This is a genomic window from Pseudomonas helleri, assembly GCF_045830615.1.
Lineage (GTDB): Bacteria > Pseudomonadota > Gammaproteobacteria > Pseudomonadales > Pseudomonadaceae > Aquipseudomonas > Aquipseudomonas helleri.
This window is the reverse complement of record NZ_CP174501.1, coordinates 2,718,317-2,735,526: the sequence shown is the minus strand read 5'-3', so window position 1 is coordinate 2,735,526 and position 17,210 is coordinate 2,718,317. Positions and strand designations below refer to the sequence as shown.

13 protein-coding genes are annotated in these 17,210 nt (G+C 51.1%); 11 read left to right on the top strand and 2 right to left on the bottom strand.

Annotated elements, in window-relative coordinates; translation table 11 throughout:
• The first annotated feature begins 503 nt into the window (after window positions 1–503).
• The 4 genes from ACJJU9_RS12295 to ACJJU9_RS12280 all read left to right on the top strand — a co-directional run bounded on the left by ACJJU9_RS12295 (window position 504) and on the right by ACJJU9_RS12280 (window position 5,632).
• Complete coding sequence (locus ACJJU9_RS12295; RefSeq protein WP_407730896.1) at window positions 504–1,715, top strand: transporter substrate-binding domain-containing protein; 1,212 nt, start codon at window positions 504–506, stop codon at window positions 1,713–1,715.
• A complete protein-coding gene (locus tag ACJJU9_RS12290) occupies window positions 1,712–2,347 on the top strand; it encodes an ANTAR domain-containing response regulator (protein ID WP_407730895.1) in 636 nt (211 codons plus the stop codon). The genes ACJJU9_RS12295 and ACJJU9_RS12290 overlap by 4 nt, the downstream gene beginning before the upstream one ends.
• Before the next feature lie 169 nt (window positions 2,348–2,516).
• Complete coding sequence (locus tag ACJJU9_RS12285; protein WP_407730894.1) at window positions 2,517–4,037, top strand: amidase; 1,521 nt, start codon at window positions 2,517–2,519, stop codon at window positions 4,035–4,037.
• Window positions 4,038–4,156: 119 nt separating this feature from the next.
• Complete coding sequence (locus ACJJU9_RS12280) at window positions 4,157–5,632, top strand: cytosine permease (RefSeq protein WP_273220181.1); 1,476 nt, start codon at window positions 4,157–4,159, stop codon at window positions 5,630–5,632.
• A gap of 56 nt (window positions 5,633–5,688) precedes the next feature.
• Here the strand turns inward: ACJJU9_RS12280 and mdlC are convergent, their stop codons facing one another.
• Entirely contained in the window at window positions 5,689–7,320 is a 1,632-nt protein-coding gene (gene mdlC / locus ACJJU9_RS12275; RefSeq protein WP_407730893.1) for a benzoylformate decarboxylase, read from the bottom strand.
• Between the two features lie 567 nt (window positions 7,321–7,887).
• On the opposite strand from mdlC, the gene ACJJU9_RS12270 reads away from it, so the two are divergent.
• The 5 genes from ACJJU9_RS12270 to ACJJU9_RS12250 all read left to right on the top strand — a co-directional run bounded on the left by ACJJU9_RS12270 (window position 7,888) and on the right by ACJJU9_RS12250 (window position 13,589).
• Window positions 7,888–9,324 carry a hypothetical protein gene (locus ACJJU9_RS12270; protein WP_407730892.1) on the top strand — a complete coding sequence of 479 codons (1,437 nt, stop codon included), beginning with the start codon at window positions 7,888–7,890 and terminating at the stop codon, window positions 9,322–9,324.
• A gap of 11 nt (window positions 9,325–9,335) precedes the next feature.
• The gene (locus ACJJU9_RS12265; protein ID WP_407730891.1) at window positions 9,336–10,145 is read left to right on the top strand and encodes a hypothetical protein; all 810 of its coding nucleotides are present in this window, start codon (window positions 9,336–9,338) and stop codon (window positions 10,143–10,145) included.
• Complete coding sequence (locus ACJJU9_RS12260; protein ID WP_407730890.1) at window positions 10,146–11,690, top strand: hypothetical protein; 1,545 nt, start codon at window positions 10,146–10,148, stop codon at window positions 11,688–11,690.
• The gene (locus ACJJU9_RS12255; RefSeq protein ID WP_407730889.1) at window positions 11,690–12,739 is read left to right on the top strand and encodes a hypothetical protein; all 1,050 of its coding nucleotides are present in this window, start codon (window positions 11,690–11,692) and stop codon (window positions 12,737–12,739) included. The genes ACJJU9_RS12260 and ACJJU9_RS12255 overlap by 1 nt, the downstream gene beginning before the upstream one ends.
• 424 nt (window positions 12,740–13,163) lie before the next feature.
• Window positions 13,164–13,589, top strand: coding sequence for an N-acetyltransferase (locus tag ACJJU9_RS12250; protein ID WP_153371971.1), 426 nt, complete (start codon window positions 13,164–13,166; stop codon window positions 13,587–13,589).
• A 296-nt stretch (window positions 13,590–13,885) separates the two neighbouring features.
• Here the strand turns inward: ACJJU9_RS12250 and ACJJU9_RS12245 are convergent, their stop codons facing one another.
• Window positions 13,886–14,383 carry a winged helix-turn-helix transcriptional regulator gene (locus tag ACJJU9_RS12245; RefSeq protein WP_407730888.1) on the bottom strand — a complete coding sequence of 166 codons (498 nt, stop codon included), beginning with the start codon at window positions 14,381–14,383 and terminating at the stop codon, window positions 13,886–13,888.
• Window positions 14,384–14,654: 271 nt separating this feature from the next.
• Here ACJJU9_RS12245 and ACJJU9_RS12240 point away from each other — a divergent pair, with 271 nt between their 5' ends.
• Both ACJJU9_RS12240 and ACJJU9_RS12235 read left to right on the top strand, forming a co-directional pair.
• Window positions 14,655–15,290, top strand: coding sequence for an isochorismatase family cysteine hydrolase (locus ACJJU9_RS12240; RefSeq protein WP_407730887.1), 636 nt, complete (start codon window positions 14,655–14,657; stop codon window positions 15,288–15,290).
• A 17-nt stretch (window positions 15,291–15,307) separates the two neighbouring features.
• Entirely contained in the window at window positions 15,308–16,885 is a 1,578-nt protein-coding gene (locus ACJJU9_RS12235) for an aldehyde dehydrogenase (NADP(+)) (RefSeq protein WP_407730886.1), read from the top strand.
• Window positions 16,886–17,210 lie beyond the last annotated feature (325 nt).

Genomic DNA, 17,210 nt, shown 5'->3' with positions numbered 1-17,210 from the left:
CATAAGAGCACTCACAATGAAAATAAAAAATCATGTCGCCTACTATGTTCCTTTGTTCATTTTTATCGTGATTGCCACCGTCGCGAGTGGCACCCCCAAAGAGTCACGAAAGACCCAGTTGTGTAAGCAGTATTCGAGCTGCGTGGCCATGATGCCCAGTTTTAGTGGTTGGCCGAGCTTGCGCTGAGGAAGGAGTAGCTATGGTGAGCGCAAACAGTGCTGCGCGGCGCCGATGGAGTAGCGCCTACCGTCCTCGTGACTGATTGAAATATTTTTTCACAAAGGCGTTGACTTGCTATTGGTGAGGAGCGTAATTTCGGATCAGTTTCGCAGTTAACTCGGCTTGTCTGGTTAGTCTGCCGACCTTAATGGTCAATATCGGAACATACATTTACCTGATTGCTCTTGCGGTTGGGTACGGCGAAGAAGCCCGGCATGCCTTAATTGGCTGTTGGGCTTTTTTCGTTTATGACGTTTGATAACAACAAGAATGGCGGTGCACGATGACGCTTTCGACGACAAAACAGACGGTACCGTTAGGACTGCTGTTTTCGACCACTGGGACTTACGGTTCCGTGGGCCAAGCCATGTTGTCCGGCTCATTGCTGGCTATCGAAGAAATTGCTGCTGACAAGCAATTCGATTTCGCCTTCGAACCGGTTATTGCTGACCCGGGGGGCGACCTGTCGCGTTATACCGAGTTGGCGCAAACCATACTGGAAGACCGCAGCGTGACCCACGTTGTCGGTTGTTACACCTCGTCCAGCCGAAAGGAAGTAGTCCCCGTATTCGAACGGGCCAATGCCTTGCTTTGGTACCCATCGCACTATGAAGGTTTCGAGTGCAGCGACAACGTAATCTACGTCGGCTCATCGCCTAACCAGCACATCGTGCCGTTAGCTGGTTACATGCTTTCTGTTTACGGTAATCGTATCTACACCATCGGCTCCAACTATGTCTGGGCTTGGGAAAGCAATCGGGTCATGCGCGACATCGTCGAGACACATGGCGGTGAGCTGTTAGCTGAACGCTACTTGTCATTGGACGACACCGATGTCGAATGGATTGTTGACGAAATTCGTGCGCTCAAACCGGATTTCATTTTCTCGACCTTGATCGGTGCCTCGACGCACGCGTTTCTCAATCGCTACACCGAGGCCGTTCGCCAAGGAGAACTGGGTGATTGCCCTGCACCTTCGATTGCAAGTTGCAACCTCTCTGAAACCGAATTGCAACATGTTGATCCGCAAGCACGAGCAGGTCATTTTTCATCTTCTGTGTATTTCCAAAGCATCATCAGTCCAGCGAACAGCCTATTTGTCGGCCAATACAAGGCGCGGTTTGGCGCGGCAAACGTCACGTCGGTAGACGCCGAGGCTTCGTACAACGCGGTTCACTTACTGGCCCGAGCAATACAAAAAGCCGGGAAACACGATGTGGCAAGCATTCGTGAAGCGATTACCGAGTGCACCTTTGACGCGCCTCAGGGGTGTGTGCGTGTCGACCCTGGAAACTTCCACTGCGTACTTACCCCCCGGCTGGGGCGGTCGGAGGAAAATGGTCAATTCGAAGTGATTATGGGGGGACACTCACCATTGTCTCCCGATCCGTATCTGGCGTGGTTCGACGCCAAGCATGATGTAGACGCGTGGTCAGTATTTAAAGACTCAAGTAACGCATCAGAGGCTGCTACGCCTGTGCAGGTGGTGAAGTGAAAAGTGCGGCTATTCCAGTTTTCCGCGGACGCCGCGTTCTGCTTTTGCACAAGAACGATCGCGATCGCCAAACACTGGAGTCACAACTCAATCGTCTGGGAATGCTGGTTGAATCTCGAGACACTGCGCAGCGTCATGACTTGGACTTAATTGATGTGTGTTTCTTCGATGCGGACTCAGAGAAACGTTTCACTTTTCCCTGGGCTTGCAACGAACCAAAAATCCCACTGATTGCAATGATGGGTTCTGAAACACCGGAACGGATCAAATGGTGCCTGGCCAATGGCGTCTCAAGTTTCTTGGTCAAACCTGTGCGCTCGAGCGGCACCTATCTTGCGCTAATGCAGGTCGAACACCGCTTCGCGGAATTGAAGAGGATCAATACGCAAATAAATGAACTGCGTGAGCGGGTGAAGTCTCGACGCATCGTGTTCAAGGCACTGCTGCAGATAATGCATGCATTTAAATTGAATGAAGATCAGGCGTTTGAAAAGTTGCGTAGTGTCAGCATGCATCAACAGGTATCTATTGAAGCACTTGCTGTATCGATAGTATGTGGCGAGCCTGTTGAAAGTTATAAAGATGCTGATGCAGCTAAAAACAAATCACCAAACAAACTTGATGACCACTAAATCGTCTGCAGTGGGCGATTATTATTAAATAATTCATAGATTCACGTTTACACGTTTACACGTTTACACGTTTACACGTTTACACGTTTATTTTTGCTCTGCCTTTATGTTTGGCAAAGTGAATCCCCGTGGGCGATTGTCCGTAATTACAATAACCGAGGAATAGTTCATGACGTTACGCAGACCTTCTCGCAGCGATATTCTTAACATCAGCGAGTCAACCCATGTTCATCTGACCGAGCACGAGTTAAGTGTGGTCGAGCAAATGATCGCCGATAATCTGGTGCACTATGATGTACTTGATCAAATACCCGAAGTCATCCAGACAAACGTTGCAGCCATTCGTATCCCTGGTAGTCGGCCGACTCGGGAGCACGATCCTTTCAACGCAATTGTGCGTACGTGCGACGTCAGGTCGGCTACACCGATTGAAGGTTCACTCAGCGGTATGAAAATCGGTGTTAAAGACACCATCTGTGTTGCCGGTATCCCTACCACCTGCGGTTCGAAATTGCTTTACGACTATGTGCCCGATGTAGACGCACCGATCGTAAGCCGGACCATCAACGCGGGCGGACATATAACCGCGATGCTTAATACGGACGACTTTGCTTTTTCGGGTGCGGGTCATACCAGTACCTATGGGCCGGGGCTAAATCCACGCAATGCAAAACATGTGGCAGGCGGATCTTCTTGCGGTTCCGCGATCGCCGTTGCAACCGGCCAGGTAGACATTGCAATCGGTGGCGATCAGGGAGGCTCCATTCGAATACCTGCGTCCTGGTCAGGCATCGTAGGGCACAAACCAACGCATGGTTTGGTGCCTTACAGCGGAATTGCCGGATACGACCTTACGCTCGACCATATCGGACCGATGGCCAAAAACGTGGAAAGTGTTGCTTTGATGCTATCCGCCATAGCCGGCAAAGACGAAGCGTGGAGCGATCCTCGGCAGCCCGACTCCATAGAGAAAGTTGACTACACCGCGGCGTTGAGCGGTTCTCTGCGAGGACTGCGTATCGCTGTGGTTGAAGAAGGTTTCAATACGCCATGGTCAATGCCTCAGGTCAACGAAGCGGTGCGAGAAGCAATCAAACTGCTCGAGCATTTAGGCGCTACAGTGCAGAGTATTTCGGTACCAGAGCACAATCACGTAGTCCCCATCTGGAACAGCATCGCGACCGAAGGCGGTATCGACACGTTCTTCCACGGCCTTAACGCTTATGGCACTAAAGCCTGGTACAACACCCGTCAGATGTCGGCGATGTCTAAAGCGATTAAATCCAACGCCAGTGACTTTTCACCCACTGCCAAAGTAAGCGTGATGGTCGCTCACTATATGAAGGAGCAGTACCACGGAGTGTTTTACGGCCGAGCCCGTAATTTGGCGCGCCAGTTGACAACTGTCTACGACGAGGTGTTCAAGCACTTCGATTTGGTGGTGATGCCGACCACACCGCAAACAGCACATGAAGTTCCGCCGATGCCAGAAGTGGACAGAGCCGCTCATATCTCCCAAGCCCTGAACATGCTGTGTAATACCGCAGCGTTCAACTTGACCGGCCATCCATCGATCTCGGTACCTTGTAAAGATGTCGTCGGTCTTCCCGTCGGACTCATGTTTACCGGACGTTATTTTGACGACGCTACCGTATTGCGGGCTGCCCACGCCTACCAAATTGCACAGTAATTAAATCAGTTCCCACTTAAAAGCATCATCACCTGCTTTAAACCGTATTAGTCACTTACCCGTTTCTATCGCATGTTCTATGCGAGGGGATCTTAATAAATAAAAACGAGGTGAACGCCATGAGCAAGTTCAAAGAATGGTTTCAAGGCCCCCAGGACATTACCGAAGCGGAGGCTGTGGAAGACTATGCGGTAGGGCGTGTACCCGGCCATTATCGCTGGCCAATCCCGGCGATTATTCTGGTTCTTCTGGGTAATTCGACGGCCATGTTCTGGTTCAGCTTAGGCGCCGATATGAGCTACCAAGTGGGATGGCCGACGATGCTGCTGCCAATTACCTATTTGGTGGTGCTGGCAACAATTATTGGTGCCTGCGTTATGAAGTTGGCAGCTAAAGAGGGACTGTCACTGAGTTTGCTGACACGAGGACTGGGCTTTGGCTATATGGGGTCGGCGTTTACCTCGTTGATTTACGCAATCAATTTCATTTTCTATTTCCTGTTCGAAGGCACAATCGTGTCCCATGCGATCGCACATTATGCAGGAGTGGAAGTCAGTTCGTGGGGGGGCGTCGCAATCTTCGCTGGCATCGGCATCGTGACTATTTGGTTCGTATGGAAAGGCATGTCGTCGATGCAGTTTTTGCAAACATGGGGTGTACCCATTTTTGTGGTGCTGTTCGGTTTTTGCCTCTATCAGTTGACTCAAAATTATGAAGTGGTCGGTCCTTCCGGTTGGCTGCCCCAAAGTCAAAACAGTTCTACTGCGCTGTGGACCGTGATGAATATGGCTAACGGGCAGATTGTCTTCCAGGGATTGCTGGCTACAGACTACGGACGATTTGCCAAACCGAACATCACCCACAAAGGTACCGCCACTATCATGCTGGGAATGATGGTGCCTATGGTCGCTGTCATGTTGTGCGGAGCGCTATTGGCTTACACCTTGATCCCGCACATTACTCAGGGTGACAAGCTGACTCAGGCTATGGACCCAGGTTTTATCTTCCCGACTGTGATCGCACTCACGGGTGTGATCTTCACCGTGGTCACGCAAATCCGTATCAACGTGCTGAATCTGTATTCGGGCTCGATCGCCTTGTCCAACACCATGGACATGACGTTCAATTATCGTCCGGGCAGACAGTGGTGGATGCTGCTGGTCTGGTTACTGGGCGTGCTGTTTTACGTGTGCAATGTGCTTCAATACACCGGCACCTTCCTCGCGATCACCGGAATTTTGACTAACACGTGGGTGTTCATCATCCTTGCCGATTACCTGGTTTGCCGGAAGATATTCAACCTGGCACCTACTGATTTCGTCGAGTTCCGACGTGAGCACCTGCGCTCGTGGAATCCGTGCGGCGTATTCAGTTTGTTGATCGCCGTAGCAATTGGCGCCGCCGGGATTCTGGGTGCTTACCCGATGTACTACGCCTCGTTCATCGCCATGTTGGTGGGACCGGTATTGCACGTCATTTTCAGCCTGGCGACGAAGGGCCGCTACTACTTCAAGAGCTTTCCGCAGGACATGCCAACCCAATGGCAGCCGGCTGGCGATTACGATGGGCCGAGGCCGGCAGCAGACGCGGCTTGAGGTAATAAATGTCAAGCACCCAGGACTGAGTGCTCTGACTTAATATCCGGAGCAGGTCAAAGCAGCGGCGGTATGGTCGCTTGCACCGGCACTTCCAGTACCGTTGGCACGTTCCGCGTGAAGGCCTCGCTGCAGGCCTTGCGTACCTCATCGAGGGTATTGGCGCGCACCCCGTGGGCGCCATAGCCGGTTGCCAGAGCGACAAAATCCAGGCCTGGCAAATCCAGCCCCGGCACGTTCGGCGTTTGTTCCAGCACAGCAAAGGACTTCAAAATCCCGTATTGCCCGTTGCGAGGCACGACAAAGAGAATCGGTAACTCGTGCTGCACCGCCGTCCATAAGCCTTGAATGGAGTATTGGAACGAGCCATCGCCGATGATCGCCAGCACGGGGCGATTGCGCCCACTGTCACGCTCAGCCAACGCAATACCGATACTGGCCGGAAGGTTCCAGCCCAGGCTGCCACTGGCAAAGGTATAAAACGAGTCGGGCTGATCCACAGGCCATGCACTGTGTAGTTCTGCGAGGTTAGAAGGCGACTCTTCAATCAGAACCGTATTGGCGGGCGTTGCAGCGCGCAGGGCCTGGAACACACTGAGTGATGACAACAGTCCATCAGCGCTTTCTGCGTGCTTGGCTGCCGGGTGCGGAGCCAAGCCATGTGCCTGGCGCTTGACCGCAGCACTGCCAACAGGGCGCGGCTTGACCTGAGCAATCAAGGCATCCAGTGACAGGACCGCATCCCCCAGCATACTGTCGCCGACCGGTGCACGCGCCGCCTCACTGGGGTCGTCAGTGATGTGCAAAAGGCGTAAGCCCGCAGGCAAGTAGTCGCCAGCTACGTAGGGATAATAGCGAAACACCGGGGCGCCAATGACGATGGCCAAATCATGACCGGCAAGCTTCTGCGATAAAGGCGCAATGGCAAAAGGCAAGCCGCCGGCGTACAGCGGATGGCTTTCCGGGAAAGGAGGGCGCTCAGAAGCAGGCGCGGCGTACACCGTGGCCTGCAACTGCTCAGCAAGAGCAATGGCTTGCGGCCAGCCTTGACCACGGGCGATGGCCGCACCATAAATCAGCGCCGGATTACTGGCCTGGGACAACGCCTGAGCAAACGCGCTGAGCACCTCAGGGTCTGGAGCTATTCGCGTGGCCACCGAACGCACAAGGGCAGGGCCTTTGGCAGGCTTGTCCCAATCATCCAGCGGAATCGACAAAAACACCGGCCCGGCCGGCGGCTGCACGGCGATGGCGTAAGCGCGCATAAACGCGGCCGGGACATCTTCGGCGCAAACCGGCTCATAACTCCACTTCACCCAAGGCTTGGGCAAAAGAGCTGGCTCAACGTTGGTCAACCACGGCTCCATCAGCAACATGTCCCGGGTTTGGTTGCCCGCGGTGATGATCAACGGCGTTCTGTTCTGAAACGCGGTCAAAATGTTGCTCATGGCGTTGCTCAGCCCGGCACTGGTATGCACGTTAACGATCGCCGGTCGCCGATTGGCCTGCGCAAAACCATCGGCAGCGCCAACCGCAGAAGACTCGTGCAAGGTCTGGATATAGCGAAAATCGGCCGGGAAATCCTTGAGAAAGGTCTCCTCAGTCGAGCCAGGATTGCCAAACATCGTGGTAAGCCCCAGCTCTCGTAGCAACTGATACGTCACATCGCGGACGGTTTTGCCTGTCATGGAAACTCCGATCAATTCATATTGAAGACATTGCGAAATAGCTGATGGGCAGAGTAGTTATCTCGCGTGTGTTCACCACAAGCCAGCGCTGGTACTGCGCGGTGATCAGAACGGAGGGTAGGCGAAGAGGGGGGTAGTGGGGGTGAGGGCGACGAGTGGTTTGGGTGTGAGGGGGATTGGGTCGAATGTAGTGGGGCGCGCGACAAATAGAGACCTATCCTTTACGGGTTTACATACCCTATGGCTACTGCATGCCAAGGAGCGACAGGCTCACTGAACTTTAGGCCAAAGCATTGATTTCCTGTTAAGCATTCAAACGGGAGAGCCAATTTTCATCTATCAGCTTCCTGATCATGCGCCCGATCTTGCTTTTCATGCTTGCCACAAGACAGTGAGGGCGTCATCATTTAGCCATCATAGTGGCTATCTGATGCGAAAATACGTTATGGACGACGAGTACTGCTGATCCCGCCCTCCGAACCGGACACCTAGGCAACATATGTCTAGGCATTCGTGCGCGCAAAGAAAGTCAGAAATCATTGAAAAACAACGAGTGTAAATATACAGATGCGTTTTCTAAAACGACTCTTAGCTTTTTTTGCATCCCTTTTTTCGGGACAAGAAACAGAGCATAGCGAACCGCTAATCCCGAAAATCGATCCTGAGAAACTTAAGAAAAAACTTGATCTTCAACGAATTGCTAAAGAGCAGGGCGCAAAGGGAATCCCGCGTAGCAGTGATACACAGCTCACGGCTTCAGAACACGCGGTCCGCGCGGAGCTTGGTCGTATGCGAGAGCAGACAGTGAAATACGGGGAGCAGCGCAATAAGCAGATTCAGAATCGTCTGGATTCGATCGACATCACGTCTGAAATAAACCGCGCTATCGAGTTGGGAAACGAGTTTATTCGTACATCCGACCACCACCTTACTCGCGAGGATGCTCGCATTAAGGATGTTGGCGCAGATACAAAAATAAAATTCCAGATCCTGAGTGATTTCCGTAATAAAAATGGTCTGCCAAATACTCCTGCGAAATGCCCCACTAGCGGCAGCAAATTTCTCAAAATCATGTTGGTGCTAGTCTGTTGCGTCTTGGAGGGTGCTCTAAACGCGACGTTTTTCGGATCTGGTCTAGAAGGTGGTTTGTTAAGCGGATTCATGATGGCTTTCATGCTGTCTTCTTTTAACGTGATCATTTGCTTTATCGCTGGATACGGTTTTCGATATAAAAATCACATTAGAAGCACCCGCCGACTATGGGGTTGGTTTTCTTTCTGTTTAGCAATTACCGTCATGTTGATGTTAGGGGTATTGATCTCATATTTCCGCTATGTATTGACCGCCTACGATGATGGAAGTCAAAACGCCTTTCCACTTGTATGGCAAAGCTTTTTGGCGGGTGTATTCCCTGTACAGGACTTTGAGTCTTTGATCTTGTTTTTTGGAACCATATTATTTGGATTCATTGCTCTATGGGATGGCTATAGCTTTACAGATCGCTATCCAGGTTATGCCACTATTTGGGGGCAATATGCTGAGGCTCACCGCAACTACATTAAACTAATCGAATGGTTGCGAGATAAACTCGAAAACGAGAAATCTGAAGTTTTGAAAAAGATTGATAATGGCGTGCAAGTTGCTAAAAAAGAGATCGAAAGATTTAAATTCAACATGAGCCAAAAATCGATCGTGAAAAAGCAGGTGAGCGAAACACTAGTCATGGCTGATGAAACGCTACAAAGTCTGACCCGCTATTATCAAAATGCAAATTCCATGGCTCGACCAAAGGATGCCCCACCGCCAGACTATTTTGACCACCCTGTAACCTTTGGGATTTTGGAAATGCCAGATTTCTGTACTCAAACAGATGAGGCGCGCTTGCACGCTCAAGAGTATTTACTTAAGGATATGGTCGCTCAGGTTGAACCTATCAGGTCGAGAATTCAGTCCTCCTTTAATAAACAGTACGACCAGCTTCAGCCGCTGCAAGACTTGGTATAAGGGGATAATTAATGTCGGTTTATGCCAAGCGTAAAAGTAGTGTTGGAAGTTGGGTTTGGGGAAGCGTGATTGGTGTTGCACTGGTCATGGCCCTCTGTGGCATTGGCTACTACAAATTGAGCCACGAGACATTGGATAAAGGAACACTCTGCCCCAGTGGGGGGGCAAAAGGTCAATACGTCGTATTGATTGATAATACTTCGCCGTTCCCATTTACTCAGAAGTCGGCTTTGACCCAGCGATTAAAGAGTATGGTGTTGAACGATATCCCTGAAGGCTACATGCTTTCTGTATTCCTGCTAGGAGAGAAATTTGAGCAGTACGAAAAGCCCGTTTTCGAACGCTGCAACCCTGGCCAATGGAGTGATCGTAACCAATTCACGGCAACTAAGAAGTTTGTTGATAAAGACTTCAATGATAAGTTTTCCAAACCACTAGACGCCGTTGTGCGACAGATCTCGTTGGATGAGCACAGCAAATTGTCGCCCATTTTTGAGATGCTTCAGTTAGTAGGCATCAACGGTTTCGAGCATGCCAATGTGAAGGGTGATCGCAAACTCATCATCTATTCGGACATGATTGCTAACATGCCCGGGTTTTCAATGTACAAAGGAGTACCTGCCCATTACTCAGACTTTGCGAAATCCCCCTATGGCCGTAATGCTCAGGCACTAGGACTGAGCGGTGTCAGCGTAACGATTAATTTGCTGGCAAATGAACAGAAAACCCCTCAAACCAACCGTCTTGGTGATTTTTGGGCTCACTATTTCGAGGCCAATGGGTCTTCAGTTGAATCAATTGACGCAATGGAGGGGTTGTAAATGGAACCTGACAATCTAGTCCATCGAGTGAAAAGCTACTTTATTGTTGCATTAGTCCTTAAAGCAGCTTTCGCCTATGCAAGCCTGCAGTTGAACGATCCTCAGTGGCTGGGTTTTGTTCTTCCGTTGCTGGTGATGGTTGGCTACTGGGCAGTTGGCTACCAGGTTAGGAAAAAATGGAACACCCAACTCACGCTCGCAAAGTTTGCCGACTCGGTGTACTACCTGGGTTTTTTGTTCACTGTATTCAGTATTATTGTTTGTCTGATCGACATTAAATCTATTGGTGACAATCTCAATGGGATGGCAGCGCGTTTCGGTGCAGCCATGGTGAGTACCGCGATTGGTATGGCCGCACGAGTCTTTCACACAGGGTTTAGGGTTGACACCAATGATGCGGTGAAGGGCGTCGAGGAAAGGGCCATTCAGTCTGCCGAAAATCTGGCAATGTCTTTTGATGCTGCCAGCCAGCAGCTTGAGGTTTTCAGAGATCAAGTTATGGCAGCGTCCAAGGAGGCAGTACAAAGCGTCCATGAGCAGATCACAGCCATTTCGCAGCATAGTACCAACACGATGGAATCCTTTTTTACTAATGCCACGCGTCAAAGTAATGATGCATTTGAGCGCATCCTCACTCAAGCTAATGAAGCGAGTACGAACTTACTGATCACCATCAATAGCTTGCGTGAGAAAAGTGAGCAAACCCTTGATCGTATGGAGTGCCACGCCCTCGATTTTGGCAAGAAAGCGCAAGACAGGCTTGACCACACCTTATTCCCGGATGATCTGTTCTCGCAAAAATTAAACCCGGCTATTGATACGCTGTCAGGAACTACAGAAAATCTGAACGAAGGTGTCTCGACATTGGCGCTAGACGTCAAGACAGCTGTACGGATGGTGGGTACTTCTATTCGCAGTTTGAATACTAAGACGGAATCGATAGGTCAGGCGATTACTGCAGTGGGCTCAATCGTAGAAAATCAAGAGCGTCTTGTGGAGTCTATGAAAGCTCAAAGTCAGGATGTTATGAAGCAAGTGGAGGGTCTTCAAAAGGACTACCTGGACTCTCTGGATGATCAGCGTGAAGACTTCATGGCAGACATGAAAGCTAACCAGCACGTTTTCGCTAAAGTGGTCGACAAACTTGAAGAGTTGCAAACCACTGTTCGAGACGATAGTGCATTAGAGCGTATCACTCAGGAAGTATCAGGCGCGCTGCGCGCCATCAGTGTTGCAGGCATCAAAAGCAACGAAACAATGGCTGAAGGTTTGCGCACAACACTTATGCCCTTGGTTGAAGCAGTAATAGCCAGTACCGATGAGCACAAAGTTATGGCCGCCAACATCGAGACAAGTAACCGCAGCCTTGAGGCGGCTCATTCACATTTAATGGATGAGCTGATGGGTAAGATTGATCTCATCAACAAGTCTGAGAAGCACATACCAAACACCGATGAAACAGTCGATGGGCCTTCGCTCGAGTCCATTACCGAAGCGACGTTGACGCTGGAAAAATCCAGTCCAGAAGAGATGAGAACCGCCTGATGAGTTCTAAAAGCGATCAGGTGTTTCAGCTTTCACTCACAGAAATCTGGATCATTCTATGTTTTATTCTGCTTTTGTTGATGGGATATAAAGTTTGGGAGCTTGCTCATAAGAATATGGCGTTGGTAGAAAAAGTATCCTCCTATCAGAATTTTGATGAGCGTGAACAGGCTATCAAGCTTGCAAGTGATGAACTTAAGGCACAGTTGGTCTCGCTTAAGGTGAAAAATCCTGAAGAAATTATCTCGAAGCTCGTTGACGCCTCCAAAGCAAAAGAAGAGGCCAGCCGTCTCAAGGTTTTGCTAACGCACAAAGATGAGCTTCTTACAACGCTTGCAGCGATCGACAAAGCTTTGCAAGAGGTTGGTAGTAAAGATAAAGGAGAGGATGCCAAACGTCTGATTCTGGAAACGATGATGTCCTATGAGCAGCTCAAAAAACTGGTTATAGATCCTGACGATGAAAACGAGACTCAACCAACGGATGTCATTAAACGAATAAGCGCTCTAAATGCAACCGAGCAATTGTTAAAAACTGTATTAGAACAGGATGGCAGCCCGACTTCCGAGCAGATTTCGAAGATAGTCAAAAATGCCGAATCTTATGCTCAAGCAGAGAAACTTGGGTTAAATCCTACAACATTGCAGAAAACCAATAGCGATTTGAAGGGCCAGGTTCAGTTTCTACAAAACAAGCTAAACAGAGGGAAGGGTGGTGACCTTCCACCTTGCTGGGCGAATGAAGCAGGTAAAGCCGAGATGTTTCTTACGGTCTATTTGAAGGACAACTCAGTTAGCTTTGAGCCAGCGTGGCCGTCGACTCGACAGGCGGATGCTGAATCGCTACCCAATTTTTCCGCATTGATGTCTAACCCCTCTCGAACATATGAAGATTTTCTTCAGGCTACTCGCCCAATTTCCGATTTGGCCAACCAACGAGAGTGCAAGTTTTACGTACGATTGGCGAGCCAGATTCAAGGCGCGGTGCTGTCAGATCGACGTCGTTTGATGATAGAGACGCAATTCTACAAGGTAGAACTCAGGCGTTAATTCGAGCGCTGCTATGTTTTTTGATGAGCATCGCATGCTAAACGTCTGTTATTTGGCGGCATAGGCTTTAACCTATGCCGCCAAATAACAATCGATTAAGGCTGAGCATAAGCAGGACAAGTATTCGATGCAGCTATTTCATTAAGAATCGCAGTCCGTAGTGAGATCCGACGTTTAGAGCAAATAGAGCAAAAGTCAGAGCCCAGTGCGTGAAACATAATTTAACATAATATACATTATGCGAATATTGACATTACGCCCACAGCCACGGCGTAGGTCAGATTTCAAGCCAGGAAATCGCGTTCCTGGAATTTCCCCCTCAATCCATCTCTACCAATCCACACCCACCACATGCGAACCTCTCAACACTCGCCTTGCATACATAATCACCACCGTCGCATATCCCAATCCTTTGGAACTAAAAATGATCAGAACATTTGAACCACGTGACATGGATCGACTGCTGGAGATTTGGCTTAGTGCATCTATCAAGGCACATGATTTTATCGACGCGTCTTTTTGGCAAGCCAATATTGAGTCGATGCGAGACGTTTATATTCCGGCCTCGGAGACTTTTGTTATTGAGGACTCGTCAGGTGTCTTGGGGTTTTATTCTTTGCTGGATAACCAATTGGCTGCTTTGTTTGTTGATCCCGCGCATCAAGGGAATGGCTTTGGTAAGCAGTTACTCGATCATGCCAAGTGTCTTCGCAACGAGTTGAGCCTTGCGGTTTACAAGGAAAACACGCCCAGTGTCGGCTTCTACACGTCGCAAGGTTTCAAACGGGTCAAAGAGCAAATTGATGAGAAAACAGGCCTCGCCGAATTTCTAATGTGCTACCCAGTCTGATCTTTATGCTAGATTTGACCTGTTGCTACAGGCCGTCGTACATGGAGAAAGCATTGTGCTTGCAATAGGAATATCGATGTTAGCCGTGGGTTTAGGCACTGGAAACGCTGGTTTTTGGATACCGGGCTGTGTCTTGATGGCTGTAGGGTTGTCTCAAAAATCCAGCAGAAAATGAATAAAAGCGGCCTGTTCAGTCGCACACATATGTTTAGCCAGTGCATCTTCTAAGCACTATTTGGATATAACTCAACTAAACAGTCATTTAGTAGAGTTAAATAACCGCAACTTTTAGCTTTTCACTTTCCTTTATACGCCACCCGCCTTTGTTCGCGTTCTGCGGCAAATTGTTCGCTCATTCTTGCTTCCAGATCTTTACGCTCAACGTGTACGCCACAGTTTGGGCACACAGTCCCCAAACCAATGTCGTGCCCGCACTCGCGATGGGTAAAGCGTACGGCAATCTCTTCTTCCTCGCCCTTGGACCAAGTTTCTCCCCAGGCACGCAGTGCGTAGATGACGGGATAAAACGCCCGGCCTTTTTCGGTGAGTCGATATTCATGGCGCAACGGTTTTTGGCTGTATGGGTGACGTTCGATCAGCCCGCCCGCCTCCATGGCTTTAAGGCGCGTCGCGAGCATTTGCGGTGTCGCTTTGGTCTGGATTTGTATTTCTTCGAAGCGAGTGGCGCCCATAAACAATTCACGCAGGATCAGCAGGGTCCATCGGTCACCGACAATGTCTAACGACCGCGCTACCGGGCATGCCGTGTCGGCTATCTCTGCATCACGTTTCACGCTGTATCTCCCGATCTGACTATTAAATTCATAGTAGCACGGGCAGTTTTGGCCGCGCACGTGCACTGCCCTCCTCTCATCTAGCGTCAGTGTGTGGGATGGCATGACGCAGGTGTGAATGTCTCTGGCAGCCCAACGGTTGTTGACGCTATGATTTTCATAGTGCTAGATTTTGCTGGCTGCATTCGCTCTGTGAGCGATCACAAGGCATTAGACCACGGGGTCTTGGGTCGACTGTGAAACCGCAATTATCTTATGAGTGGAGAACGCCATGACTCATCCCGTCTACCGCGCGGAGCGCACTGGTTTGCTGCTGGTTGATCCGTATAACGACTTTCTCTCGCACGGTGGCAAGTTGTTCCCGTTGCTCAAGGAAGTCGCTGATGAGGTTCATCTGCTGGACAATCTTCGCGCCACGGTCGCCGCCGCCCGCGCTGCTGATGTCCAGGTGTTTTACGTGCCGCACCGTCGCTGGCAGCCGGGTGATTACGATAACTGGGACCACCCCAACCCGACCCAACGCCTGATGCAGCAACGCCATACATTTGCCAAGGGCACATGGGGCGGTGAATGGCATCCGGACTTCATGCCGCAAGACGGCGACATCATCATTCAGGAACACTGGGGCCAAAGCGGGTTCGCCAATACCGATCTGGATTTTCAGTTGAAGCAGCAAGGCATCACCCATGTGATCGTCATCGGCCTGCTTGCCAATACCTGCATCGAATCCACAAGCCGCTTTGCGATGGAGCTGGGTTATCACGTCACCCTCGTACGCGACGCCACGGCAGCCTTCAAAAAAGAAATGATGCATGCCGCCCATGAACTGAACGGCCCGACTTTCGCTCACGAAATTTTGACGACAGCCGATGTGATCACTTCCCTGAACGCTGCCACCCGCGCCTGACGCCGTAGGAACTCACCATGAAACTCACAGGTCATTTGCTTATCGGCGCTCAGGAAGTATCCGCAACCGCCGGCACCATGAAAGCGCTGAACCCCGCGACGAACACCGAGATAGAGCCTTCGTTCGCATTGGGTGGCCCAGCCGAAGTCGATCGTGCCGCGCAGTTGGCCGACGACGCGTTCGACAGTTTTAACAACTCCAGTCTGGCCGACCGAGCTGCGTTTTTAGAGCGTATCGCCGACGGACTTGAGGCGATCACCGCCGAACTTGCGCAACGCATTTCGCTGGAAAGTGGTTTACCAGTCGCACAACTTGAAGGTGAAACCGCCAAAGCGACGACTCAGTTTCGTCAATTTGCCGCGGTTGTCCGTCAAGGGCGATTCCGCCAGGCGGCCATTGATCCGGCGCAGCCCGAGCGTCAACCGCGTGCGCGGATGGATCATCGTTTGCAAAAAATTGCCTTGGGGCCGGTGGCGATCTTCGGTGCGAGTAACTTTCCGATCTCCTATTCAGTGGCCGGCGGCGATACCGCTTCGGCGCTGGCGGCAGGCTGCCCTGTGATCCTGAAAGCGCACAACGCTCACCCCGGCGGATCGGAACTGATGGGCCGGGTCATTCAGCAAGCAGTTAAAGACGCTGGCCTGCACGAGGGCGTGTTTTCATTGGTTCGCGGCGGTGGTAATGAGATCGGCGAGGCGCTGGTTGAGCATCCGCTGATCAAAGGCGTCACCTTCACCGGTTCGGAAGTGGGCGGCATGGCACTCTACCGCCGGGCACAACTGCGTCCGGATCCGATTCCGGTCTTCACTGAAATGACCAGCGTCAACCCGACCTTCATACTGCCCGCAGCCCTCGCAGCCCGCGGTGCTGAGATCGGTGACGGGTTTGCAGAGCGGATGCTGGTCACTGTTGGCCAAGCCTGCCTGAAACCTGCCATTTTACTGGCAGTCGACGGCCCCGGTTATTTAGAACTGAAGAACGCAATGATTGCCCGCGTCCAGGCCATGCAAGCGCGCACCATGCTCACACCAGGCATCAACAGCGCGTATCGCAAGAATGTCGAGCGGCAGATCAACGCGGGGGCGCAACTCATCGCGGCTGGCGGTGAAGCGCAACTTCCATGGGATGGCCAGTCGGTGCTTTTCGAAGTTGACGGTGCGCAGATGCTGGCTGATTCAACACTGGGGCAGGAAGTATTCGGGCCTGCTGCGCTACTGGTGCGCGTCAGCGATACAGAGCAGCTGATCACATTGGCCAAACAGCTCCAGGGCCAATTGAGTGCGACGATGCAGATTGACCAGGCCGATCACGCCTTCGCCTCCCGCTTGTTACCTATTCTGGAACGTCGCACGGGCCGCATTGTGATCAACGCGTTCGCGCATCCCCAAGAAGTGTCCTACGCGTCGATTCACGGCGGGCCTTTTCCTGCAACGTCAGACAGCCGTTTTACCTCGGTGGGCATGACGGCAATCGAGCGCTTCGTGCGGCCGGTCTGCTACCAGGGCTTTCCGGACGACTTGCTGCCTGAAGCCTTGAAGCACAACAATCCGGCGGGTATCTGGCGCCTGAGTGAAGGTGAACTGGCTAAAGCCTGATCTAAACCAGCCCCACGAAGGCGGCATCGTGCCCGTTCGTGGGGCCCGCAAGCAGCAAACAAACCCGCCACTCTCCTTCTGTATCGCCCACCTTCTCCCCTCGATTGTTACGCGCTCCACAACAGTGTTTCTCGTTCATGGCGACTGACAATTTGTCGCAGGCGCATTTTTTTTGATATTGTGTCGGTAATTAACCATTTAGTTCATAACCCATGTGCATCTGTCTGTTCCAGACGATGCGGCATCCGCCTGAGCTTCCTTTGTGGAAATCAGCGCTAACGTTATGGCTGGTTACCCTGAATTCCTTATCACTTTCATGCATCTA